The following is a 22,483-nucleotide window of genomic DNA, read 5'->3' on the forward strand; positions in this document are numbered from 1 at the left end:
CCGCCAGCACACCCCGCTCACCCCCCACGGAATGGAGGACTCCTGATGACAGACTCACGCACCTTTGTGCTCTGCGGACACCGCGGAAACGTTGCGGACACGCCGGAGAACACGTTGTCGTCGTTCGCCAGCGCAGAACGCGTCGGCGTCGACGAAATCGAACTCGACGTTCGTGTGACACGAGATGATGTACTCGTGGTCATCCACGATCGGACAGCCGCCCGAACCGCCGCAACGTCGACCCCCCATCTGCACACCCCCGTCGAGGAGCTCACCTTCAGCGAGCTGCGGAGCGTCGACCTGGGTTCGGGGGAACGGATCCCCACGTTCGACGAAGTACTCGATGCGACGACCGTCCTCCTCCAGGTCGAGATCAAGGCGCCGGCCGCGGCACGCGGCCTAGCGAAGCTGCTGCGTGACCGTCCTGAACGCGATCAGGCACGATGCCTGGTGACGAGCTTCGAACCGCTGTCGCTGAGCGACTACACCGACGAGTGGCCAGACACCCCTCGCGGAACCGCTCTGCACGTCCCCGACATGGACAGCAACTGGCGCGACGACATGCGGCGACTGGACGTCTCGACGATCCTGCTTCCACTGGCGACACTGAAGCGGTCGCTCGTCGATGAGCTGCACGACGCGGGATACGCCGTCGGCGGGTCCCTCATCGAGGGACCCGGTGACGTCCGACGCCTTCTCGAACTCGACGTCGACATGTCGGCCTCGAACGCACCGGAATACGCACGCCAGCTCCTGCTGGCGAGCGACGAGTTCACGTCGCGATTCCCGTCCTTCGCCCGCAACGATGCAGCGTTGACTCCAGAAGCATCCTGACCCCGCGTGGCCCGTAGCGCCCCCTGCTCGGTTCGGGAGTCGGGTTGGTGGGTCGTACGGCGGTGCGGACGGCCTCGAGGTCAGTGACCGGAACCTGTAGCCCGCTGCTCACCGGCGGCATCAGCAGCCGCCTGGCCGGTCTGGTCGGTTCCAACCTGCGCACCCAACGGCGAGCGCAGGGCTGCACTGCTCGGACTCAACCGGTCGTCGCAACACCGGCTTCTTGGAGAGATATTAGGTGTTCGTTCAGGGCCTCGGCGGGTGTCTTCCAGCCGGGGGTCTTGCGGGTCCTGTTGTTGAGTGTGAAGGCGACGGCAAGGCAGCCGCGGCACCCCTCGGCGGTGGCCAGGGCGTCGGTGACCAGTTCGGCGCGTAAGTGGTCGGCGATCGACCAGTCGGCCAGGCTCCAGGAGGCGATGTCGATGACCGTGGCCGGATACTAGAACTTCCGCCAGTCAGCGGTGTACAGGTGATGTCGCCGACGTACTTCGTAGTCACCGCCTCGGCGGTGACGTTGCGGCAGATGTACAGCAAAGCAGGCTTTATGGCGCCCGGGCACTCCGCCGCCGGCGCCGATCGACCCGGACCTGCCGAGCGCGGACATCCGCATCGGGTACGCCCGCTGCTCGACGCTCACCCAGGAACTCCAGTCGCAGGTCGACGCGCCCGACAAGCACGGCATCGAGCGTCCTGCTGCTCCGAGTGCGCCAAGACCAGGACGCCGTCGATGTCCACGATCACTTGCCCGCACGCGTCCGGAGCCGCATCCCCGGCCAACCGCCAGACGTGTTCGCGCACTTCGGCGCGGGCGATGCGGAGCGCGGCCAAGACCCGCTTGCCGCCTGACGCCAGCCTGCCGACCAGACGAGAGACCGTGGGGTCCGAGGCCACAGGCCCGAACACGGCCGGCTCGGCCCGCAACAGGGCCACATCGGCCAGGCAGTCCCCGCCCAGCGCGACGGCGAGCGCCACATCCAGCAGGATCTTGCCCGGATCGTGCACCGCCCGCGGACGCCGCCACGGCGAGAGCGCCGCCGATATTGCCCCATTCAGTCCGGCTTTCCGGACGGTCTCCACCAGCAGTACGCCGCCCGCCTGGCTGACGACTCCACGGCCGCCGCTCTCGACATGAACACGTGGGCAGGACCGGTACGCTTCTTCACCCGAGAAATACTCCTAAGCCAGCGACGGACAAGACCCTCAGCAAGTCTCATCGTTGCAGCTCAGGAGCATTTCTTACGTTTTCGATCAGGGTGCGGACAGCCCACCCCTGCGAGGGCCCGAGGCTAGTCGGCGCGGCCTGTCGCTGCCACGGTGACGCCCAGGCCGATCATTGCGAAGCCGCCCGCCCCGCCGACCATCGAAAGGCGGCGATCCGAGCGGGCGAACCAGGAACGGGCCGCCGAGGCGCCCAGGCCCCACAGGGTGTCCGTAATCATGCCGATGGCGACCGGGACCAGCCCCAACACCATCATCTGGAGGGGGACTTGGCCCGCCGAGTGATCCACGAACTGCGGCAGCACCGCCACGAAGAAGACGACGCCCTTCGGGTTGGTGACGCCCACGAAAATACCGTCCAGGATCGTGCGCAGATCACCGCGCCGCTCACCCGCCGGGGCCTCCATGTCCGCCGCGCGCATCTCCTTGCGGTGCCGGAACGCCTGCACGCCGAGGTAGACGAGATACGCCGCTCCGGCCAGCTTCACACCCATGAACACCGTCGCCGAACTCTCCACCAGCGCGCCGAGGCCCCACGCCACAGCGATCACCAGGAGGTACGAACCGACCAGGTTGCCCAGGACCGTCGCGAGCGCCGTGCGGCGGCCGTGCGCGAGGGCTCTGCCGATCACAAACAGCACGCTCGGCCCCGGAATCACGATCACCAGCAGCGACATCGCCGCGAACGCGAGAATACTCTCCGTGGACACCATAAGTCCGCCACCTCCTGGATTGCCGTCCAGAGGTCATACAAACAGATGGCGGACCGTCCACTCCAGGCTCATCCACCTGCCGAGACACCTGAGGAGTGCAGCCTTCCCGACGACGAACAGGACCCTAGACAAGTCCCATCGTCCCAGATCAGCGGCACACCTCACTCATCCGAACAAGCCTCGGACAGGTCACCTCGTGAAAGCGCGAGGCTAGCTTCGGGAGTACGGGGCCCTGGAAAGTGCCTCCGGCTGAAGCGAGAACAAGAACCTCAGTGACCTTCGTTTTTACAGGTCAGAGGCACTTTCGGCTTCGCTGATCACTTGTCGGCCAGCCCGCTTTATGAAGCGTGAGGCCAGGGCCTGTCCGGTCGATCTCGGCGAATCAGCCCTCGGCGTCCAGTGCACCGCGTCGGACGCCTTGAGCCTTTCCCTGCAGTCTCTTCCGGTCACCGCACCAGCGGCACGGCTAGGCCGGGCGGGAGAAGCCCTCAGGCGGTGTGCCCTCGGCGAACAGCATGGTCACCTGGGCTTTGTCCTTTCGTATCTCCCGGGCGCGCCGGTACTCGGCGGAGTCGTACCACTCCCGGATCCGGTCCATGTCGGGAAACTCGATGACCACGAACCCGGAGGAGTCCCAGGTGCCTTCGACGGGCTTGGGCGTGGCTCCCGCGACCAGGTAATGGCCGCCGTGGTCGAGGATGGACTGCTGGGCCACGGCCGCGTAGGCCAGGCCGGCCTCCTCGTCGAGCACATCGAAGTTGACGATGACGTAAGCGGGCGTGGGATTCCGTGTCCCGAACTGCGGGTAGAGCGCGCCGATGCCTCCGGACAGACTCGCGAGCGATGATCTCAGGGGTGCCGGCAGCGACACCGTCGAGGGCGATGCGCGCGATGTCGGCGGGGTCGGCCTTCGGCGCGTCGAGGCCGGCGGTCATGTCGGTGTCCATGTACCCGACGTGCAGCGCCGAGACCCGGGTGCCCTGCGGGGCGAGTTCCTGGCGCAGCCCGTTCGTCATCGACCAGGAGGCCGACTTGGCGGCGCAGTAGGCACCGAACTCGGGGAAGTTGATCCAGGAGGCGACCGACAGGATGTTCAGCACCGCGCTGCTGTCGTGAGAGCCGAGCTGGGGGGCGAATGCCCGGGTGACCGCCAAGGTGCCGAGGTAGTGGGTGGCGATCTCCAGGCGGATGTCCGCCAGGTCGCCTGTCAGCAGCGACGCGTAGGTGGCCGAACCGGCGTTGTTGACCAGGATCGACACGTCGCCGGTCGCCTCTGCCGCGGCGGCGATGGAGGCGGGGTCGGTCACGTCGAGGGCGATCGGCTTCACGCCGTCGAGGTCGACGGCTGCGGGATTGCGGGCGGCCGCGTAGACGGTCGCGCCGCGGTCGCGCAGCTGCTTCGCCAGGTGACGTCCCAGGCCACGGTTCGCCCCGGTGACCAGTGCGGTCTGTCCTTCGATCTGCATGACGCAACTCCCCGCTGGGTAGGTTTTTCCAACGTAGGCTACCTGGGTTGGAAGAAGCAACTCAGGATAGGCTTGCAGTATGGGCAAGATTCCGAATGACAGTTGCGCTATCGCCCGCAGCTTGGGCGTGCTGGGCGAGCGCTGGACGTTTCTGATCCTGCGCGAGGCCGTGGCGGGGTCGAGCCGGTTCTCGGAGTTCCGCAGCGGGCTCGGTGTGGCGCCGGACGTGCTCACCGAGCGCCTGAACACGCTGGTCGCATACGGCGTGATGGAGAAGGTGCCCTACCGGGAGCCGGGAGAGCGGGCCCGCTTCTCGTACGTGCTCACGGACGCGGGCCGGGAACTCCTCGTCGTCCTGCTCGCCCTGCAGCAATGGGGCGACAAGCACCTGCCGTGGCCGGACGGGCCGAGCATCCTGCGCCAGGTCGAGGGCACCGAACGACCGGTGCACGTCGGGTTCATCGACGATGACGGAAACGAAGTCGACGAAAGCTCCGTGGCACTGATTCCGACCGCCGCCTCCCCCGGCCGGAAGTAGCGCAGCTTCCAGTTCCAAGACGTGACCCTCCCAGGCGCCACGACCGGAGGCGAACGAACGCCGCCAGGCCTTGCGGCCCGCTCCGTGCAATCCGGAGCGGGCGGCCTTCGCCGGAGGCGGCCGCGCCTGACGGCCGGCCGGCCGCTGTTCCGCAGCGCCGTCCATGTCCGGCGTCCGCTGCGGATGCCCCCGGCTGCGCCTCCTTGACCGGTCACTGGCTCGCCGGTCGTACTGGCAGCCCGTCTCGCCGTCACATGCGCCAGGCCGACAGCCGCGGCGTGCAATCGGCCCGGTCGGCGAGGGGATGCACGGTTGTTTCTGCTCACCTGCCGCGCCCCTTTGCCTGTGCGGGATCTTGCACGTGATGCACACCGCCATCCCGTGGCAGGACCTGCCCGAGTCGCCCGCTCCCGCCCGGCAGGCGTACGCGCCATCTGGTTGGTGATAGTAAACTCAGGTATACGGTGCAGGCTGCGGGGCGTATGTGGCCACCGGAACGAGTACCCGGTGTCGATGTGGAGGTGAGTTCTGTGCCGCCAGGAAGGCACGTGTCCGGCCCCATGGATGACGAGCCGGCCTGCTCCATGGAGCGGAGCCTGCAGATACTCGGCGAGCGGTGGACTCTGCTGGTGCTGCGTGAGGTCCTCTACGGCAGGCACCGGTTCGCTGAAATCCGGTCAGCTCTCGGCATCGCGTCGAACCTCCTCAGCGACCGACTCAAGGTTCTCGTCGACGCAGGAGTGCTGCGGACACTGGCATACCAGGAGGCCGGTAGCAGGCACCGGCAGAGCTACCATCTGACACAGGCCGGGCTCGAACTGCAGCCCGTCCTGGGTGCGCTGCAGCAGTGGGGTGACCGTCACCGTCCGCGGCCCGCAGGTCCCTCCGCTTCCCAGCGGACCCGCTCCACAGGTCGCGCCGTCCACGTGGGGTTCCTCGATGACGATGGTCGCGAGGTCCCCATGGAGGATGTGTCGCTGATGGCAGCACCTGACCCTCAGAACTCATGTGCGACATCCCGTGAGTTCCCCTGAGCCCCGCGGAGTCTCCGTACCTGTGGCCAGGGGATTGTTCCCCCTTCGGGTGGTCTGCGGTCGCGTGACGTAACTTCGGGATTCTTGAAGCGTTCTCACCGTGTCCGACCGATCCGCAGTCGGGCCGAAGGTGAGGGGGCTCGGGTTGACGGCGCTGGCAGTCGTACGGGACCTGCGCGAGCGCTGGGTGCCCGCGTCGGCGGAGGAACTGGAGCAGTTCGAGGCCGACGCGCTGTCCGGGTTCGTCCTCGCACGCGCCTCGGCAGGACTGGCGGACGGCACGATCCGCGGAGATGTCGGACACCTGGACCAGATCAGAACCTGGTTCGGCCGACCGCTGTGGGATATGGAGCCGGCCGACGCCGACGCGTACTTCGGGAAGGTGCTGCGTGGCTCGCCGAGCGGCACCCGGCTGGCCCGCTCCCAGGCGCTGAGCACGTACTTCATGTTCCTGGAGCTGCGGCACAAGGTCGAACTGCACCGGATGACCGGCCGGGTCATCGAGTGCCCGATCGACGAGATGAACAAGCCGCGCGGCACGAAGGACGCCCAGCTGCGGATCCCACCGAGCGAGCCGGAAGTCGGGGCGCTCTTCACCGGCTGGGGCGGTGAGCTGGCCACCTGCCGCAAGTTCGCCCCTACCGCCAGGAACTACACCGCCTCGAAGCTGTTGTCCCAGGTCGGCCTGCGGGTGAGCGAGGCATGCGGGCTCGACCTGGATGACGTCAAGTGGGACCTGGGCCGATTCGGCAAGCTCCACGTCCGCCACGGCAAGGGCGCCCGCGGCTCGGGCCCGCGCGAGCGGATGGTGCCGCTGATCAACGGCGCCGACCGGACCCTTCGGTGGTTCATCGAGGACATCTGGGGCCAGTTCGACGACGACCACACCCGCCCTGGCGCCCCGCTGTTCCCGTCCGAGCGCAAGAACGCCGACGGATCCTCGCGTCGGGTGGGCGACGATGCCCTGCGCAATGGGCTCAAGGACGCGGCCAAAGTGCACCTGCCCGGGTGGGGCAAGAAGCTGACACCGCACGTCCTGCGACATTTCTGCGCGTCCCAACTCTACGGAAATGGACTGGACTTGCTCACAATCCAGGAGGTTTTGGGACACTCGTGGATCGCCACCACGATGCGATACATCCACGTCCAGCAGACCCGGGTCGAGGACGCCTGGGTCGCCGGGATGGAACGGGCCGCGAAGCGGCTGGAAGGACTGGTCTGATGAGGTGGAACCTGCGGCTGACCGCCGCGAACAAAGGGGTCTGGAAGGCTTCCGAGCTCCAGCGAAACCTGGCTGAGCACGGGTTGGTGATCTCGGCGGGGAAGATGTCCGGTCTGTGGTCCGGGCAGCCCGTTTCGCTCAAGTTGGAGGACCTGGACGTCATCTGCGTCGTCCTCGGCTGCGAGATCAGCGACCTGCTGATTCCGGAGCCGGGCAAGGTCAACCGCCCCGGTGAGAAGGAGACCGATCGAGTCGCGGTCGGCTCCGGCACCATCGCTCCGGCGGTGGTGCCCAAGCGCCGCGACGGCCGGTCGCTGCCTCCGGCATGAGCCGGTATCCGAAGGGCTACGTCAAGCCCACTGACTCCTGCGAGAGCTGTCTGGCCTGGGGCGATTTCAGCGGACGCCTCTGTCCTGCCTGCTACACCTTCGGCCGCAATCACGAGGCGGCCACCTGCGTCGGCTGTCGGCGAGTCCAGCCACTGAAGTGGGAGTACTGCCGTCTGTGCTGGTGCCAGGCCCGGCTCAACGCCAGGACGGCCACCGGCATGCCGACCGTCACCGGCGAGGTGATGACCTCGTGGCTCCAGACCGTCCGTCATCACCAGCTCTTCTTCGTGGGCCTGCACTACCGCAGAGGATCAGCTCTCACCGCCCTGCACCATGTCAAGGCACGAGAAGCGTCCCGCAAGCCGCCACCCACATCGCGCTCACGGCCGAGCACCGGTTGGAGACAACTGCCGCTGTTCGAACAGGTTCCGCGTGACTTCGGCCGGCTCGACCCAGCCGCCGCCGACCTGGCCAGTCCCTGGCTGGCCTGGGCGAAGCACCTCGCCCACCAACTCGCTGAAGCCCGGGGCTGGGGACGCGGCATCCGCTTCGCTGTCAACCGCGGACTGGCAGTCGTTCTTACGGCATACACCGAGGGCGACGTCATCCGCCACAGTGAGATATTCGCCCCGCTCCGTGCCCTCGACCTGCGGGTTGGCCACGTCATCACGGTCCTTGAGGAGATGGGAATCTTCCTGGATGACGAGGAACCCTTCTTCGAGCGGTGACTCGTTGAGCGTCTGGAGGGCACCGCCCCCGGCATCGCTGCGGAAGCCGAACGCTGGACCAGAGTTCTGCGGGATGGCGGCCCCCGCAGCCTGCCGCGGCAGCAAGCCACGGTCCGGCTCTACCTCAACGGGGCCCGCCCAGCACTGTTGGCGTGGTCGAACCGCTACGACCACCTGCGGGAGGTGACCCGCGAAGACGTCCTGGTCCACGCCAAGACACTGCACGGCCACCACCGCATAGATGAACTCGTCGCCCTGCGTTCACTGTTCGCCTGGGCCAAGCGGTCGGGCCTGATCTTCCGCAACCCGGCCAGCCGTATCAAGGTCGGCCAAATTGAGTACAGCGTGCTCCAACCGCTCGCACCCGACCAGATCGACCGCTCTGTCGCCGCCGCCACCACGCCGGCCACCCGGCTCGTCCTCGCTCTCGCGGCGGTGCACGCAGCCCGGGTCGCCCAGATCGCCACCATGATGCTCGACGATGCCGACATCGGGAACCGCCGCCTGGCTATCGCCGGACGAGTCCGGCCGCTCGACGATCTCACCCTGAAACTACTGCTGGACTGGCTGGAATACCGGCGCGAGCGCTGGCCGAACACGGCCAACCTCCACCTGCTGATCAATAGCCAGACCGCCACGGGAACGGGTCGCGCCAGCAACCGCTGGATCCGCGGGCCTCTGCGCGGCCAGGCGGCAACCTTGGAAAGGCTCCGCGTCGATCGACAACTCGAAGAGGCCATGATTCAGGGCCCTGACCCTCTCCATCTCGCCGAGGTGTTCGGGCTGCACGAGAAGACCGCCATGCGTTACTCGGACTCCGCACGGGCACTGCTGGAGCAAGCTGCCGAAGCCGACCCCGTGAGTTGACCGGGAACCCACGGGCCCATCCCCAGAATTTGGGCAACACGCCCTCGGGTTCGTCCTGAAGAACCTTCAGTTTCCTCGAACTCGCGAGCCTCTCCGGCCTCGGGGAAACAACGGAACAGCCGTTAGCGCTAAGCGCTCCCGTGCCCCTGAAGGCGTGCCACCGTACGGGCTGTGACTTGGCCCGTGGCTCGGGACCTCTCCGGCCTGGAGGGCGGAGAAGTCGGCGTGTGCCTGGGCGACGGCTTCGGGGTATGCCTCGCGCTTGGCGTGCTCGGCGAGTGCCCGGTGGATGCTGGCCACCGAGGGGTTCTGGCCCTTGCGCTTGCCGGTGGGGATGATCAGGTCGGGCTGAATCTGCTCGACGGGCTCGCCGGCCGCGAGGCGGCGGAGCACGGTGTGGAGCATGTCGTCGGTTATGACGGGCGGCCGCCGTGCTTGCCCTTGCGGGCCGCGGTGTCGAGCCCTTCGGGCGTGGACTCGCGAATGTTCTCCCGCTCGGTCTGCGCCATCGCCGCGAAGAATGCGAACAGCAGCTTTCCCGGGCCTGTGGGGTCGTAGATTCCAGGCAGGGGGCCGGCGAGCATCTCCAGGACTAGACGAGTAAGTCCGAAGTCTCCGGGTGCATGAAGCGAGGGTCTCGTTAGTCCGTTTGTGACGACAGACCTCGAGACCCTCGCGACAGCACCGTGAAGATCGATGACACTCTGGCAGGAACGCGGCGATGGGGGCGCCCGCCCCGGCTGACGGACGCCGAGTTGTTGACGCTGGCGGTGATGCAGGCTCTGCTCGGATTCGCCTCCGAGGCCCGCTGGCTGCGGTTCGCGCGCGTCCATCTGGCCGCCGAGTTTCCCTACCTGCCCGGGCAGTCTGGCTACAACAAGCGCCTGCGGGCCGCGAACAGGCTGATCAGCAGGTTCATCCGCACGCTCGCCCTGGACAGCGACCTGTGGCACGACGATGTGTGGATCGTGGACTCCACCCCGGTGGAGTGCGCCCGCTCACGGCCCACCGTGAAGCGTTCCGACCTGGCCGGCTGGGCCGGGTACGGCTACTGCCCCTCGCACTCCCGATTCTTCTGGGGCCTGCGACTGCACCTGATGTGCACGCCTGGCGGCCTGCCGATCGCCTGGGCCCTGGCCAACCCCAAAATCGACGAACGCGAGGTGCTGGCGGACATGCTCACCGGTGACCAGGACCTGCTGGCCACACACCCCGGACAGACGATCGTCGGCGACAAGGGCTACGTGTCCAAACACCTCGACGCTTTCCTGGCCGAGCACGGCCCGACCCTGCTGCGGCCCAGCTACCGCTCCCTCAAGCCCCGGCCCGGGGAACACCTGCTCAAGCCCATCCGCCAGCTCATCGAGTCGGTCAATGACACCCTCAAGGGCTAGCTCGACCTCGAGGGTCACGGAGCGAGAACCCCCCGCAGGCGTCCTCGCCCGGGTCGAACAACGGATCCTCGCCATGACGGCCGCGATCTGGCACAACCGCACGACGGGCCGAGCCATCACACGATCACTGATCGCCTACGACCACTGGCCAAGCCTTCGGACTTACTCGTCCAGGCCGTGGGCGGTGAGGTGGTCGGCGAGCGCGGTGAGTTCGGCAGCGTCGCAGCCGAGGCGCTTCATCTCGTACACGGTGAAGATGACCCGGCAGTGCGGGGCGTGGGCCTTGATCTGGCGGGCCAGTGCGAGCGCGGCCTCGAACTGTGGCCGCACCCGGACGCGGGTGCTGATCTTCTCGGAGAACACCTTGTCGCGCTCGATGCCGTGCTTGTCGGGCGCGTCGACCTGCGACTGGAGTTCCTGGGTGAGCGTCGAGCAGCGGGCGTACCCGATGCGGATGTCCGCGCTCGGCAGGTCCGGGTCGATCGGCGCCGACGGCGGAGTGCCCGGGCGCCATGGCCGACCCGGCCCCCGGTCCGCCGGGTCGGGATGCGCAGCGCCTTCTTCAGGCGGGGCACCCGGGTTCCCCCGGCCCTCTTGCCGGTGAGTCAGTCCTGGGCGAGGCGGTCGAGGAACTGGCCGACCAGTTCCAGGCCGGTGCACAGGGTCTCGGTGTCGTCGGCGAAGCCGATGCGGACGGTGTGCTCGATGTCGAAGGCGGCGCCGGGGGTGAACATGACGCCGGTCTCCCCGAGTAGGCGGGTGCAGAACTCGTAGGAACCGATCGGGGCGTTGTAGCGCAGGAGCGCGGTGGTGCCCGAGGCCGGTTTGACGTAGGTGATGTCGTCACGGCCGGTGACCCACTCGTCGAGGATGGCGAGGTTGGTGCGGGTGATCTGGTGGGAGCGGGCGAGGACGGCGTCCTTGTTCTCCAGGGCGACGCAGGCCAGGAGGTCGTCGACGCGTCCGACGCTGATGGTGGTGTAGTCCCGGTGGGTGGCTACCTCGGCGAGGAGGCGGGTGGGGCCGACGATCCAGCCCAGGCGCAGTCCAGCCAGGGAGTAGGGCTTGGACATGCTGCCGGTGGAGATGCCGCGCTCGTACAGGTCGGCGATCGAGGCGGTGAAGCCTGAAGGGTGTCTTTATTGCCGTACGGTGGTTGACCTGGGGCTTTGTGATCGTCTGAATGTGGGCATGATCAGTGATCGTGGGTCTGCGACTGCTCTACCTGATCTTCTGCCGACTACTGGGCTGCTTACTCTTGCTGGGCCGATCGACCGCCGCGAACAATGCTGAGATCCTCGTGCTTCGTCATGAGGTCGCTGTGCTTCGCCGGCAGGTGGAGCGGCCGCGGTTTTCGTGGGCTGACCGTGCCGTGCTCTCCGCTCTCGCGCGGCAACTGCCCTCCGTCTTACGTCGCCATCGGCTGGTCACTCCGGGCACCCTGCTGAACTGGCACCGCCGTCTGGTGCGCTGGAAGTGGCGCCAGACGGCGGTCGGACCCGGTCGGCCACCGTTGCTGGAAGAGACAGTCGCGCTCATCCAGCGCCTGGCGACAGAGAACCCCACCTGGGGCTACGTCAGGATCCAGGGTGAACTGCGACGGCTCGGCCATCGGGTCGCCGCCGCCACGATCCGGCGCGTCCTGCGCCGCTCCGGTCTACCGCCCGCACCGCAGCGCGCCTCCCAGCAGACCTGGCGCTCCTTCCTCCGCGCCCCGGCCCACACGCTGCTCGCCTGCGACTTCATGCACGTAGAGACCGTCTTCCTCAAACGTCTCTACGTCTTCTTCGTCATGGAGATCAAGACCCGGCCCGTCCATGTCCTGGGCGTCACCGCACGCCCTACAGGCGTAAGGGTTACTCAACTCGCCCGCAACCTGCTCATGGACCTCGAGGAGAGGACTGGGTGCTTCCGGTTCCTCATCCGCGACCGGGACAGCAAGTTCACCGCCGCGTTCGACGCCGTCTTCGCCGACAACGGCACAGCCGTCATCCCAACACCGCCGCAGAGCCCTCGGTCAAACGCGTTCGCCGAACGATGGATACGCACAGCCCGCACCGAGTGCACCGACCGCCTCCTCATCACCGGCGAACGACATCTGCGCACCGTCCTCACCACGTATGCCGAGCACTACAACGCGGGACGGCCCCACCGCAGCCTGGACCTACGAGCCCCAGACGACGACCCGAACATCATCCCCCTACCTGCTGGCACAATCAGGCGCCGCCAGGTACTCGGTGGACTGCTCAACCAGTACCACACCACGCCACTCCGATTGACTCGCCATCGACAGAGAACGCCCAGCTCAGCAGCCTGATCGGAATAATGACACCCTTCAGGACCCATGGTGGCTGATGCCGGGAGTGTCTGCCGAGGGCCATCCGCTGTCACTGGGCGCGGTCCGCTCAGTGACAGGGACTCGTGACTCCGCCTTGGATGGTCAAGCGCGGGCGATCAGCCCGCCGACCTCACGGTTCACGTCCAACCAGCGGGTCTCCAGGCCGCCTTCGAGGAACGTGGCACGCATCGCCGCCCGCTGAATCTTCCCGCTCGTCGTGCGGAGGACCCCGCCCCGGCGAACCAGGGCGATGGCGCCCGGCCGGATGCTGTACTCCCGGATGAGATCCGCCCGCATGCTCGTCGTAAGCGTCGCGAGGTCGTCCTGGGAGATTCCGCCGCGCACCTCGTGCGTCACGATCAGCTGTTCTTCGACGCCGCCGCCCGGGCTCTGGACGGGTACGACGAAGGCCGCGCCGAACAGTCCGACGAGCTCGGGGCGCCGGGCCCGGAGGAAGTGCTCGATGTCCTGCGGGTAGATGTTCCGGCCGCGCAGAATGATGAGTTCCTTCAACCGCCCTGTGACGTGGACCTCGCCGTTGTGGAGAGTGCCCAGATCGCCTGTCCGGAGATAGCCGCCGTCGCCGTCCGCCGTGACGGCCTGGAACGTCTCGCGCGTGGCGTCCTTGCGGCCCCAGTAGCCCTGGGCGACGCTCTGCCCCCTGAGCCAGATCTCGCCGACCCGTCCCTCCTGCAGCACCTCGCGGGTCTTCGGGTCGACGATCCGTATGTCGTAGTCCTGCCCGCTGCCGCAACTGACCACGTCGCGGCCGCCCGACGAGAGGGGGACCGGACGGAAAGTGTGGTGTTCCAGGAGGGTGTCGTCAACATGGCTGACAGCCAGCTCGCGCTGTCCGGTGCCGGAGATGAAGACGGTCGCCTCGGCCATGCCGTAGCAGGGGGCCATGGCATCGCTGCGGAAGCCGGCGGGTGCGAACCTCTTGGTGAACGCGGTGAGCGTGGCCGCCTGGACGGGCTCGGAGCCGTTGGCGGCGAACCTCCAGCGGGACAGGTCCAACTCGGCCAGTTGTTCCTCGGTGACCTGCCGGGCGCAGAGGTCGTACGCGAAGTTGGGAGCGGCGGACCATGTGATGTCGTACTTGTCAACCATCTTCAGCCACCAGTGGGGGCGTTTCAGGAAGGTGGTCGGCGTCATCAGCACGCAGGTGCCGCCGAGCAGGAGCGGGGGCAGCAGAATCGCCAGCAGTCCCATGTCGTGGTACTGCGGGATCCACGACCCGAAGCGGGTGGTGCGGTCGAGGCCGAAGGGCCGACAGAGGATTTCCGAGTTGTGCAGCAGGTTCCCGTGGCTGACCATGACTCCCTTGGGAGTCGAGGTGGAGCCGGAGGTGTACTGCAGGAGGGCCAGCGTGTCCTGGTCCATGCCGCGCAGACGCCAGGCCTCGGCATCGGAGTCGGAGAACTCCGGCCCGTCCGTCACCGCCCAGCGCAGCCCCTGTGCCGGCTGCGACACGGCCCAGTCCCCCACGGAGGCGGAGGCCGCGTGGCAGGTGAGTACCACCGCGACCGAGGCGTCCTCGGCGATGGAGTCCACCCGGCGCCGTTGGTGCTGGTACTGCCCGGGCAGTGAAGAAGGGACGGCGATCATACTCGCGTACAGGCAGCCCACGAAGGCAGCGGCGAACTCCGGGCCCTCGGGGTAGAGCAGCAGGACCCGCGTGCCGGGCGCGTACCGCCTCTGCAACCAGCCGGCGATCTTGCGTGCTTCGTGATCGAGCCGACCGTACGACCAGGTCTCGTCGCCACCCTCCATCGACGGATCTCGTACGAAGATGATCGCCGGGGCGTGCGGAGCGGTCAGCGCGTTCTCCCGGATAAGCGCTGTGGCGCTGGAATGGTGCATGAGTGAAACAGCCATGGTGTCCCCTGTGCATGAGGTGGCGGATCGTGCGCGGTGACGGAGTTCAGTCGTCGGCTGTGCCCAGTGCCAGCAGGGCGCCCAGCTCGGCGTCGTCGAGCAGTGAAGTGCCCGCGACCAGCGCGTTCGGGTCTTCGACGGCCGCGGCGAGCAGTTCCACGTAGTGGTCGAGGAACTGCCGTACGGTCTCCTCGTCGAACAGGTCGGTGGCATAGCGGAACACCGCGGTCAGCGCCGATTCGCTCTGTCGCATCTCCACGGAGATGTCGAACTGCCCTTCCATCTGCGGCACATCGACCAGGGAGAGGGGTAGTCCCCGGTACTCGGCCTCGCCACCGGTGGCGGCGGCCTCGGTGACGAGCTGGAGTAGCGGTTCCAAACGACTCGGGGCGACCATGGTGAACGCGATGCGCGCGGGGGGATTCCGGCTCGTGTACCGGCTTTCCCCTGCCAAGAGGGCATAGGGGTAGGCGCCGTGCTTCATCGCCGCCAGCACATGACGCTGTGCTGCGGCCGCCGCCCCGGCGAAGGTCGTCGCCGGGCCGAAGTGGGCGGGCAGAGTGAGGGTGTTCACCAGGTAGCCGACGACCTGGCGCATGCCGGGACCGGTTCTGGTGGTGGTGGGGCAGCCCACCAGGAAGCCGGGTTCGCCGCTGTAGCGGTGGATGAACGACTGGAACACGCCCAAGAGCAGGGCGAACGTGGTGACGCCCGTCTGCTGTGCGGTGTGCCGCAACCGGGGCACCAGGCGGTCGGGCACGCGCAGCTCGCAGGTGGCGCCGTCGAAGAGTGCTCGGACCTGGGGGCGCGGACGGTCCATGGGCAGCTCACCAGCGGGTGCCGCGCCGCAGAACTCCGCCCAGAAGGAGCGCAGTTGTTCGCGGCGTGGGCCGGAGAGCGTCCGCTGCTCCGCGGCCACGTAGTCGTCGTAGCCGCGTCTGAGTGGCGGCAGTTGTGCCTCCTCGGGGGCGGTGTAGGCGTCGAGGAGGTCCTGGAGCAGCAGCCACTGCGAGGTCGCGTCGGTGACGATGTGGTGCGTGGCCACCGCGAGCACGACGTCGTCCGGCGCCCGGCGCAGCAGTAGTGCCCGGCAGGTGCCCCGGCCGGAAAGATCGAAGGGAGCTTCGCCGAACTCCCTCACCCACTTGACCAATTCTTCCGCGCCGGCCTCCGGCACGTCCCGTACAGCGAGGGCGACCGTGTTCGGGGGCCCGACGAGGCGCCGTGGGCCGGCCGCCGTCTCGGCGATGGTGGAACGGAGCACGTCGTGACGGTCCACGACGGCGCGCAGGGCCTGACGGAGCCGGTCGTCGTCGAGGTGGGCGCGGATGCGCAGTGCGCCCTGGACGTTGTAGGCGGGGCTGTCGGGAGCCATCCGATACAGGAACCAGAGCGCCTCCTGGCCGATGGACAGGGGCCGCGAGTCCTGCATCAGGCGGCGTCCAGTTCGGAGTGTATGTAGGCGGTGAGGGCGTCGATGGTGGGGTGGTCCCAGGCGAGCGTGGCTTCCACGACCAAGCCGTACTCCTCCTCGACATCGCCGCAGAGCGTGAGCGCGTAGACGGAGTCGAGGCCGATCTCCACCAGCTTGGCGTCCCGCGCCACCTCGGCCGCGTTGATGTCGAGGAAGTACGCGACGCGTTCGGTGAGCCAGGCGCTGATGGACCCGGTGGTTGCCGTGGTGCTGGTCTCGGGCATGCGGAGACTCCTTGAGGACTCGAAGTGTTGGAAGGTGAGAGTGGGACGGGGAAGCGAGGGGTGGCCGGCGAGCGAAGCCTCAGGCGCGGGCGAGCCGCGGCCGGCAGAAGTCGAAGCCCTCTCCTCGCTCGACGCGGGCGACCAGTTCCGCGAAGAGCTGCCCCTCCGAGGCGCCTGGCAGGGGGGCCACGTCGTGACCGAGCCGTGCGGCGGTCCGGGTCAGCACGCCGGTGAGCCACAGCGGGTCGCGCAGGAAGGCGTCCTCACTGTGCTGGTTGTGCTGCCATATGCCGATACAGGTGGCCGCCATCGCGAGATGGGCGTAGCGGTCCGCGAGGGCGAAGCCAGCCCGGCCCGCGACGACGGAGTGCTCGCGCGGCGGCAGCGCCAGGCAGCGCTCGCGCAGCTCCCGTAGGTCTCCGCACAGGCGATTGACCAGTTCGAGGGTGCCCACGGGCAGGATGCCGTCCGGGTCGGGGTGGTGAAGTACGGCCGTGAGCTGGTCGACGCCGCGGGATGTGAGCTCCAGGGCCTGGTAGTCGATATCGCTCAGGGGCGCGTCGAGCCGGAACAGTTCGGGTGCGGGCGGCGTGGCGCGCAGCCAGCTCTTCGTGGCGAGGCGGGGGAGCTGGGGGAGCATGGTCGCCTGGCACACCGACGCGTTGGCGTGCGCGAAGGTGATGGCGGTCAGGTCCCGGGCGAACTTCTGGAAGATGCCGTAGGCGCCGTCTCGCAGGTACGACTGCGCGCCGAGGATGGTGCCGAGGTCGTACGAGGTCCGGTGGAGGATCTTCGGCGCGAGGTACTTGGCGGCCGCGGTCAGGACACTGGTCTGGTCCGGCACGACGTGCAGTCCGCGGCATGCCACGGTGGCCAGGCAGTCGGCGGCCAACAGATCGAGGAAGGCGCCGACGAGTGTGGCCCGGGCGTGCGGGATGTCCGCCACGCGGCGTCCGTAGAGTCTGCGTTCGAGCGTGAAGACGGCGACGGTGCGCAGCTGGGTGTCCGAGGTGCCGACCATCATGCCCGGCAGGAGCGCCCGCGTGGTCTGGAAGGCCCGCAGGACGGTTTCCATGGCTCCTCCGGGCGGGCCGATGAAGGCGTCGGCCGGAACCGGGTAGCCCGTGAACTCGGCGCCTCCGATCAGGCACCCCCGCAGCCCGACGGTCGGGTAGCGGAAGTCACGGCGCAGTCGGCCCGCCGGTCCGTCCGTCAGATCCACGAACAGGTGGGAGTGGCTGCGGGTGCCCGAGCCGGTGTCCGTGCGGGCGAGCAGCACGACGGCATCGGCCCTGCCGATGTTGTTCACGACCTGCTTGCGGCCGTTGATGAGGAGGCGGTCCCCGTCCTTGTCCCTGACGGCGGTGAGATCGGTCCGGGTGAAGTCGTTGCCGTGGGCCAGTTCGTTGTATCCGGCGGCCGTCTTGGAGCCGTTCAGCAGGAGTTCGGCCATCCGCTGCTGCTGGCGCTCGCTTCCGGAGGTCCACATGGCGGAGCCGGAGATGTAGTTGGTGAAGCCGTAGCCGAGGGCCAGGGTGGGATCGCGCCGCGAGACAGTGCGGGTCAGATGCATCAGGCGGTCGATGCGGCTCAGGCGGCCGCCGAGCGTGCGTGGCACGTACTCGGCGTTGAACCGAAAGGCGTCCAGGGCCTGTTCCCCTTCGGTGAGTATCTCCCCCCGCTCGTCCGCGGAGAGTACGGCTCGGAAGCCCAGCGGATTGTCCGGCTTGTGGGCGTCACCCAGTGCGTCCTCCAGAGCCGTTGCCGCCGCGATGGGCAGGACAGGGGCGGTCGCGCTCATGACGCCTCCAGGGACTCGACGGACTCGGCTGAGAGAGGGAAGGGCAACAGGGAGAACATGTGGTCCGTCGCGTACTGGCTCAAGAGCGGGGCCATGAGCCGGTCCAGGGCATCCTCGCCTCCGGCCGCATCGCCGTTGTGGAGGGCATCCGCGAGCACGCCCGGACGCAGCCGGGTGACGATGCGGCTGAGGCAGGCCTCCAGCCACAGACCGTTCTGCCACAGTTCATCGCTCGCGGACGTGCCCCGAGGCGCCGAATCCCGGTTGCGCAGCCAGAGCTGGAGACAGGCCGCCGCCGCGGCGCACAGGGTGTAGCGCTGAGCGAGATCGAAGGCGAAGGCGGGCACGTCCCGGGGCGTGGGGCGATGGGCCGCCATCAGTTCATGGGTCTCGTCGGCGATCCGGTGCACGGCTCCGGCCAGCGCCAGGAGCGACTGGGGCACCTCGCCACTCTCGGCGGCCTTGCGCAGCTCGTCGACGCTGTCCGGCAGGGACGCGGTGACGCTGTTGCCGGTGCGTGAGGTCAGGACGAGCCGGGTCGGGTCGAACTCCGGAAGACCCGCCGTGAGTTCGGCCGCCCGGGCGAGGCCGTCGACGTTGGTGCGGCCGGCGCGGTAGCCCTTGGCGAGCGTGCCGAACTGATTGATCAGCGCGTTCAGGTTGACCAGCGTGTTGCCGTCGAAGACACCGACGATCTGGTGGTCCCGCTCCAGCTTCGGAAAGAGGCCGTATGCGAACTCCTCGCTGAGGTAGCTGCGCGCCCCCAGGAGCTGTCCCAGGCCGCGGATGAGCTCGTCGCCCGTGCTCGGCACGAGGTACTTGGCCACACTCGAGGTCACGCTCATCTCCTCGGTGAGCGTGTGCACGCCTCGACTCGCGATCAACGTGACCGCCTCCAGGACGAGCAGGTCGGCGTAGGTTTCGGTGAGGGTCCGGCGTGCTTGGGGCAGGTCGATGAGTCTGTGCTCGTACAGCTGGTGCCCTAACCCGAACCGCACCGCGATCCTCAGCGCCCGGTCGACCGCGCCCAGGGAGAGAGCGGTGCACAGTGTGCGGGTGATCTGCAGGCTCCGCAGCACGATCTCGACGCCCTGACCGGGGGCTCCGATCAGGGCCGCGGCCGGGATCTCGGCGCCGTCGAAGGAGATGCCGCTGATGTCGGCGCCGCGGATGCCGAGCGTACGGGCGGCGGGCAGACACATGTACGTGCCCGGCGCGAGCTGCTTCTTGTCCACGAGGAGCAGGCTGAAGCCCCGGGCGCCTCCCTCGGGTGTGGCGCGGGCCAGGACGCAGACCAGCTCGCCGCGCGTCGCGTTGTTGATCAGCCACTTCTCTCCGTCCAGGCGGTAGCCGTCCGCCGTGGGCGTGGCGGTGAGCCCGCCGGAGAGGAGATCGCTGCCGTGCTCCCTTTCGGTCAGTCCCCACGCGACCACCGTCCCGGCCGCCACCCGGGCGCCCAGATCCGCCTGTTGGGTCGGGCTGCCCCCCACCCAGGTGCTCACCGAGCCCAGATAGGTCTTCGTATGGGCGATCGCCGCGGTCAGATCGCGACGGGCCACCACCCGGACCAGCTGGATCAAGTCCTCGTAGCTGCGCAGCGCACCGCCGTGCTCCTGTGGCACGTAATACGTGGCCATTCGCAGGGCGTCGAGCTGACGCACCGCGCCCTCGGGGAATTCCTCCCTGGCATCGAGTTCGCGGAGACGGGCTGCGGAGAAGGGCAGATCCCGCCGGCCGGGATCGCCCAGCTGTTGGTCGAATCGGCCAGCCAGGTCGTACGGGGCATAGCCGGCCCGGTCGTGCGGCGTATTGCGAGCCCGTTGGTCCGGGACAAACTGGGGTTTCGTCACGACTCCACCTGGATCAGAGAACACATGAGTTCCGAATACACCCCAGTCTTGGACACCGGCGGGAGTGCTGTCGCAGGTCGGGACTGACAGGACCTTGCGGTGGCAAATCTCTGCCAGGGCAGAATCCACAACCTCGCCGAGCGGCGGCTAGGGTCTCCAGTGCACACCGAATTGCATCGTCAAGGTCCGGTTCAGCGGCGAGTCGGGGGCTTTCCTCGGTGGAGCGCCCAGGTGAGAGGAACCCATGCCGGAAAGACCACATTCGGGGATTCTGGAAACCATCGGGAAAACACCCCTCGTAAAGCTGCAGAAAATGTTTCCAGGGGGGCGTCCGCAGGTCTTGGCCAAGGTCGAGAGGTTCAACCCTGGCGGCAGCGTGAAGGACAGAAGCGGCCTCAGCATGCTCCGTGAGGCGCTGCGCAACGGCGAAATAACTCCAGGGCGTTCAGTCGTCGTCGAATCCAGTTCGGGAAACCTGGCGGTCGGTCTCGCGCAAGCCTGCCGCTACCTCGGCCTGCGTTTCATCTGCGTGGTCGACGCCAAGACCACCGAGCAGAACCTCTCCATCCTGCGGGCCTATGGAGCCGAGGTGGACGTGGTGGAGGAGCGGGACACCGAGACAGGGGAATTTCTGCCGGTCAGGCTGCGGCGGGTGCGGGAGCTCCTGGACGGCATCCCGAACTCCTACACACCTGACCAGTACGGCAACCTGTTCAACCCGCGAGCGCACGAAAGCACCATGCGCGAGATCGCCGAGGCCCTGGGGGGCCGCCTCGACTACCTGTTCTGCTCGGTCGGCACTTTCGGCACATTGCGCGGCTGCTCGGACTACATTCGCGACGCAGGCCTGGGGACCAAGGTCGTCGCGGTGGACGCGGTCGGCAGCGCGATCTTCGGCCAGCGTCCCACCAGGCGCCTGATTCCGGGCCATGGCGCGTCGGTGCGCCCGGCGCTCATGGATCCGGATGCGGCCGACGAGGTCGTGCACGTGACCGATCTCGACTGCGTCGTCCAGTGCCGGAGGCTGGTCGACCAGGAGGCGATCCTGGCCGGTGGATCATCCGGCGCCACGCTGGCGGCGTTCGCCAAGATGCTGCCCCGCATTCCGCCGGAATCCGTCTGTGCGCTCATCTTTCCCGACGGGGGAGACCGCTACCTCAAGACCATCTATTCCGACGTCTGGGTGCGTGAAACCTTCGGTGAGGTCTCGCACTTATGGAAGGACTGATCAGTACTGTGCTGGTAATTCGTCAAGGCGATGTTGAGAAGCTCTTCCGTGGGCGTGAGCGTGAGCAAATTGGGGCGGTCCGGGAGGCCTACCTCCTGCACGAGCAGGGAGTCACGTCCCTCCCCCACTCCATTTTTCTGCGCTTTCCCGAACAACCGGCCAACCGCATCATCGGGCTTCCCTCGTACCGTGGCGGGGAGCACCCTGCAGCGGGCATCAAGTGGATTTCCTCGTTCCCTGGGAACATCGAAACCGGCATAGCCAGGGCCAGCGCGGTCATGATCCTCAACTCGCTGCGCACCGGCCGTGCCGAGGTCCTTCTCGAGGGGTCCCTGATTTCAGCGGCCCGTACGGCGGCGAGTGCCGCGCTGGCCGCCGATGTTCTCACCCGGGATCGCCGTCCAGAGGGTGTTTCACTCATCGGCTGCGGTGTCATCAACCTGGAAATCCTGCGTTATCTCAAGGTGGCCGTTCCCGGTATCCGGTCGGTGACGGTCCACGACAGCTCGGCACCCCGCGCCCTTGAATTCGCGCGCCAATGCGCCGAAGTCCTGCCAGCCGCGCGGATCACCCGGGCGGAGACTCTGGACGACGCCCTCGCGGCGCACGGACTGATTTCCTTCGCCACGTCGGCGGGCGTTCCGCACACCGATCTCACCGCGGCCGAGCCCGGCTCCGTGGTCCTGCACGTCTCGCTGCGCGACATCGACCCCGAGACGCTCCTCGGGGCGCACAACATCGTGGACGACGCGGATCACGTGTGCCGGGAGAACACCTCGCTCCACCTGGCCGAACAGGCCACCGGGCGCCGGACCTTCATCGACGCGTCGATCGGTCAACTCCTGGCCGACGCAACCGCGTTCACCCCCGACCCGGAGAAGGTCACCGTCTTCTCGCCCTTCGGCCTCGGGATCCTCGACCTCGCCCTCGCCGTCGACGTGCACGCCGCGGCGCGGAGGCAGGGCCTGGGCGTGGAGATCACGGACTTCCTGTCCTGACGACCTGCCCCGCTCCGACAAGCGCACCAGGCAATCCCGTTCACCCCCTTCACGCACTCACCCACTCACCGAGGAGAACCATGTCCGTCGAGCAGAACGACGACAACACCGTCTACCGCGTGGTCCTCAACGACGAGGAGCAGTACTCGATCTGGTGGGCCCACCGTGACCTGCCCGCCGGATGGCACGCCGAGGGCACGGAGGGCACCCGTGACGAGTGCCTGGCCCGCATCGGCGACATCTGGACCGACATGCGTCCGCTGAGCCTGCGTCGCCGCATGGAGGGACAGCACACCGCGGTCTGAACAGCCCCCTGGGGCGCGCACCCCACCACCGTGCTCTTCGCGTC

At 67.8% G+C, this 22,483-nt stretch carries 21 protein-coding genes and 4 pseudogenes; 12 read left to right on the forward strand and 13 right to left on the reverse strand.

What is annotated here, in order from left to right; all coding sequences use genetic code 11:
* Positions 1–45: 45 nt before the first annotated feature.
* Positions 46–834 carry a glycerophosphodiester phosphodiesterase gene (locus CGL27_RS10535; RefSeq protein ID WP_119986148.1) on the forward strand — a complete coding sequence of 263 codons (789 nt, stop codon included), beginning with the start codon at positions 46–48 and terminating at the stop codon, positions 832–834.
* Between the two features lie 346 nt (positions 835–1,180).
* Here CGL27_RS10535 and CGL27_RS51805 read toward each other — a convergent pair.
* From CGL27_RS51805 to CGL27_RS10565, 5 genes and pseudogenes are all read right to left on the reverse strand, one after another.
* Positions 1,181–1,359: pseudogene (locus tag CGL27_RS51805) on the reverse strand (IS3 family transposase); the annotation flags it as partial.
* A 159-nt stretch (positions 1,360–1,518) separates the two neighbouring features.
* Positions 1,519–1,974 (reverse strand): annotated as a pseudogene (locus tag CGL27_RS10550) (transposase); the annotation flags it as partial.
* Positions 1,975–2,120: 146 nt separating this feature from the next.
* Positions 2,121–2,765, reverse strand: coding sequence for a LysE family translocator (locus CGL27_RS10555; RefSeq protein WP_119986152.1), 645 nt, complete (start codon positions 2,763–2,765; stop codon positions 2,121–2,123).
* Between the two features lie 466 nt (positions 2,766–3,231).
* On the reverse strand, positions 3,232–3,636 hold the full coding sequence (locus CGL27_RS10560) for a DUF1330 domain-containing protein (protein ID WP_276147827.1): 405 nt from the start codon (positions 3,634–3,636) through the stop codon (positions 3,232–3,234).
* Positions 3,617–4,231, reverse strand: a pseudogene (locus CGL27_RS10565) (SDR family oxidoreductase); the annotation flags it as partial. The gene CGL27_RS10560 and the pseudogene CGL27_RS10565, both read right to left, overlap by 20 nt.
* A gap of 79 nt (positions 4,232–4,310) precedes the next feature.
* Here CGL27_RS10565 and CGL27_RS10570 point away from each other — a divergent pair.
* From CGL27_RS10570 to CGL27_RS51815, 6 genes are all read left to right on the forward strand, one after another.
* The gene (locus CGL27_RS10570) at positions 4,311–4,769 is read left to right on the forward strand and encodes a helix-turn-helix domain-containing protein (RefSeq protein ID WP_119986154.1); all 459 of its coding nucleotides are present in this window, start codon (positions 4,311–4,313) and stop codon (positions 4,767–4,769) included.
* A gap of 548 nt (positions 4,770–5,317) precedes the next feature.
* Positions 5,318–5,803, forward strand: coding sequence for a helix-turn-helix domain-containing protein (locus CGL27_RS10575; RefSeq protein ID WP_240450446.1), 486 nt, complete (start codon positions 5,318–5,320; stop codon positions 5,801–5,803).
* 145 nt (positions 5,804–5,948) lie between these two features.
* The gene (locus CGL27_RS10580) at positions 5,949–7,025 is read left to right on the forward strand and encodes a site-specific integrase (RefSeq protein ID WP_119986156.1); all 1,077 of its coding nucleotides are present in this window, start codon (positions 5,949–5,951) and stop codon (positions 7,023–7,025) included.
* Positions 7,025–7,354: a helix-turn-helix transcriptional regulator gene (locus tag CGL27_RS10585; protein WP_119986158.1), complete on the forward strand. Its 330-nt coding sequence runs from the start codon at positions 7,025–7,027 to the stop codon at positions 7,352–7,354. The genes CGL27_RS10580 and CGL27_RS10585 overlap by 1 nt, the downstream gene beginning before the upstream one ends.
* Positions 7,351–8,082 carry a hypothetical protein gene (locus CGL27_RS51810; protein WP_240450447.1) on the forward strand — a complete coding sequence of 244 codons (732 nt, stop codon included), beginning with the start codon at positions 7,351–7,353 and terminating at the stop codon, positions 8,080–8,082. Before CGL27_RS10585 ends, CGL27_RS51810 begins: the two co-directional genes overlap by 4 nt.
* A gap of 183 nt (positions 8,083–8,265) precedes the next feature.
* On the forward strand, positions 8,266–8,949 hold the full coding sequence (locus tag CGL27_RS51815; protein WP_240450448.1) for a hypothetical protein: 684 nt from the start codon (positions 8,266–8,268) through the stop codon (positions 8,947–8,949).
* 413 nt (positions 8,950–9,362) lie between these two features.
* On the opposite strand, the gene CGL27_RS53445 is transcribed toward CGL27_RS51815, so the two are convergent.
* Complete coding sequence (locus CGL27_RS53445; protein WP_346345730.1) at positions 9,363–9,533, reverse strand: recombinase family protein; 171 nt, start codon at positions 9,531–9,533, stop codon at positions 9,363–9,365.
* A 67-nt stretch (positions 9,534–9,600) separates the two neighbouring features.
* Between CGL27_RS53445 and CGL27_RS10600 the strand changes: the two are divergent.
* A pseudogene (locus CGL27_RS10600) lies at positions 9,601–10,488 on the forward strand (IS982 family transposase); the annotation flags it as partial.
* Positions 10,489–10,505: 17 nt separating this feature from the next.
* Here the strand turns inward: CGL27_RS10600 and CGL27_RS51825 are convergent.
* Both CGL27_RS51825 and CGL27_RS10610 read right to left on the reverse strand, forming a co-directional pair.
* Entirely contained in the window at positions 10,506–11,003 is a 498-nt protein-coding gene (locus tag CGL27_RS51825) for a recombinase family protein (RefSeq protein ID WP_240450963.1), read from the reverse strand.
* Positions 10,949–11,455: an aminotransferase class I/II-fold pyridoxal phosphate-dependent enzyme gene (locus tag CGL27_RS10610; protein ID WP_346345784.1), complete on the reverse strand. Its 507-nt coding sequence runs from the start codon at positions 11,453–11,455 to the stop codon at positions 10,949–10,951. Before CGL27_RS10610 ends, CGL27_RS51825 begins: the two co-directional genes overlap by 55 nt.
* Positions 11,456–11,547: 92 nt before the next feature.
* On the opposite strand from CGL27_RS10610, the gene CGL27_RS10615 reads away from it, so the two are divergent.
* Positions 11,548–12,660 (forward strand): integrase core domain-containing protein, encoded by a 1,113-nt coding sequence (locus tag CGL27_RS10615; RefSeq protein ID WP_119994339.1) that lies wholly within the window; start codon positions 11,548–11,550, stop codon positions 12,658–12,660.
* Positions 12,661–12,783: 123 nt separating this feature from the next.
* Here the strand turns inward: CGL27_RS10615 and CGL27_RS10620 are convergent, their stop codons facing one another.
* From CGL27_RS10620 to CGL27_RS10640, 5 genes are all read right to left on the reverse strand, one after another.
* A complete protein-coding gene (locus CGL27_RS10620; protein ID WP_240450450.1) occupies positions 12,784–14,544 on the reverse strand; it encodes a fatty acyl-AMP ligase in 1,761 nt (586 codons plus the stop codon).
* Between the two features lie 61 nt (positions 14,545–14,605).
* Complete coding sequence (locus CGL27_RS10625; protein ID WP_119986164.1) at positions 14,606–15,991, reverse strand: condensation domain-containing protein; 1,386 nt, start codon at positions 15,989–15,991, stop codon at positions 14,606–14,608.
* Positions 15,991–16,257, reverse strand: coding sequence for an acyl carrier protein (locus tag CGL27_RS10630; RefSeq protein ID WP_086709729.1), 267 nt, complete (start codon positions 16,255–16,257; stop codon positions 15,991–15,993). Before CGL27_RS10630 ends, CGL27_RS10625 begins: the two co-directional genes overlap by 1 nt.
* A 79-nt stretch (positions 16,258–16,336) precedes the next feature.
* A complete protein-coding gene (locus CGL27_RS10635; RefSeq protein WP_119986166.1) occupies positions 16,337–18,058 on the reverse strand; it encodes an acyl-CoA dehydrogenase in 1,722 nt (573 codons plus the stop codon).
* The gene (locus CGL27_RS10640; RefSeq protein WP_119986168.1) at positions 18,055–19,908 is read right to left on the reverse strand and encodes an acyl-CoA dehydrogenase family protein; all 1,854 of its coding nucleotides are present in this window, start codon (positions 19,906–19,908) and stop codon (positions 18,055–18,057) included. The genes CGL27_RS10635 and CGL27_RS10640 overlap by 4 nt, the downstream gene beginning before the upstream one ends.
* A gap of 313 nt (positions 19,909–20,221) precedes the next feature.
* On the opposite strand from CGL27_RS10640, the gene sbnA reads away from it, so the two are divergent.
* The 3 genes from sbnA to CGL27_RS10655 all read left to right on the forward strand — a co-directional run bounded on the left by sbnA (position 20,222) and on the right by CGL27_RS10655 (position 22,439).
* Entirely contained in the window at positions 20,222–21,136 is a 915-nt protein-coding gene (gene sbnA / locus CGL27_RS10645) for a 2,3-diaminopropionate biosynthesis protein SbnA (protein WP_346345785.1), read from the forward strand.
* Positions 21,124–22,134 (forward strand): 2,3-diaminopropionate biosynthesis protein SbnB, encoded by a 1,011-nt coding sequence (sbnB, locus tag CGL27_RS10650; RefSeq protein ID WP_240450451.1) that lies wholly within the window; start codon positions 21,124–21,126, stop codon positions 22,132–22,134. The genes sbnA and sbnB overlap by 13 nt, the downstream gene beginning before the upstream one ends.
* 80 nt (positions 22,135–22,214) lie before the next feature.
* Entirely contained in the window at positions 22,215–22,439 is a 225-nt protein-coding gene (locus CGL27_RS10655; protein ID WP_086709734.1) for an MbtH family NRPS accessory protein, read from the forward strand.
* Positions 22,440–22,483 lie beyond the last annotated feature (44 nt).

The sequence above is a fragment of the Streptomyces sp. 11-1-2 genome (genome assembly GCF_003595545.1).
Lineage (GTDB): Bacteria > Actinomycetota > Actinomycetes > Streptomycetales > Streptomycetaceae > Streptomyces > Streptomyces hygroscopicus_B.

Excerpts from the sequence above, each read along its gene's own strand:
- CGL27_RS53445 (WP_346345730.1), bottom strand. The coding sequence starts at position 9,533 with ATGCTCGCCGGCCCCCTGCCTGGAATCTACGACCCCACAGGCCCGGGA.
- CGL27_RS10620 (WP_240450450.1), bottom strand. The coding sequence starts at position 14,544 with ATGCACCATTCCAGCGCCACAGCGCTTATCCGGGAGAACGCGCTGACC.
- CGL27_RS10625 (WP_119986164.1), bottom strand. The coding sequence starts at position 15,991 with ATGCAGGACTCGCGGCCCCTGTCCATCGGCCAGGAGGCGCTCTGGTTC.
- CGL27_RS10555 (WP_119986152.1), bottom strand. The coding sequence starts at position 2,765 with ATGGTGTCCACGGAGAGTATTCTCGCGTTCGCGGCGATGTCGCTGCTG.
- CGL27_RS10655 (WP_086709734.1), top strand. The coding sequence starts at position 22,215 with ATGTCCGTCGAGCAGAACGACGACAACACCGTCTACCGCGTGGTCCTC.
- CGL27_RS10630 (WP_086709729.1), bottom strand. The coding sequence starts at position 16,257 with ATGCCCGAGACCAGCACCACGGCAACCACCGGGTCCATCAGCGCCTGG.
- CGL27_RS10570 (WP_119986154.1), top strand. The coding sequence starts at position 4,311 with ATGGGCAAGATTCCGAATGACAGTTGCGCTATCGCCCGCAGCTTGGGC.
- CGL27_RS10585 (WP_119986158.1), top strand. The coding sequence starts at position 7,025 with ATGAGGTGGAACCTGCGGCTGACCGCCGCGAACAAAGGGGTCTGGAAG.
- sbnA (WP_346345785.1), top strand. The coding sequence starts at position 20,222 with ATGTTTCCAGGGGGGCGTCCGCAGGTCTTGGCCAAGGTCGAGAGGTTC.
- CGL27_RS51810 (WP_240450447.1), top strand. The coding sequence starts at position 7,351 with ATGAGCCGGTATCCGAAGGGCTACGTCAAGCCCACTGACTCCTGCGAG.
- CGL27_RS10635 (WP_119986166.1), bottom strand. The coding sequence starts at position 18,058 with ATGAGCGCGACCGCCCCTGTCCTGCCCATCGCGGCGGCAACGGCTCTG.
- sbnB (WP_240450451.1), top strand. The coding sequence starts at position 21,124 with ATGGAAGGACTGATCAGTACTGTGCTGGTAATTCGTCAAGGCGATGTT.
- CGL27_RS10535 (WP_119986148.1), top strand. The coding sequence starts at position 46 with ATGACAGACTCACGCACCTTTGTGCTCTGCGGACACCGCGGAAACGTT.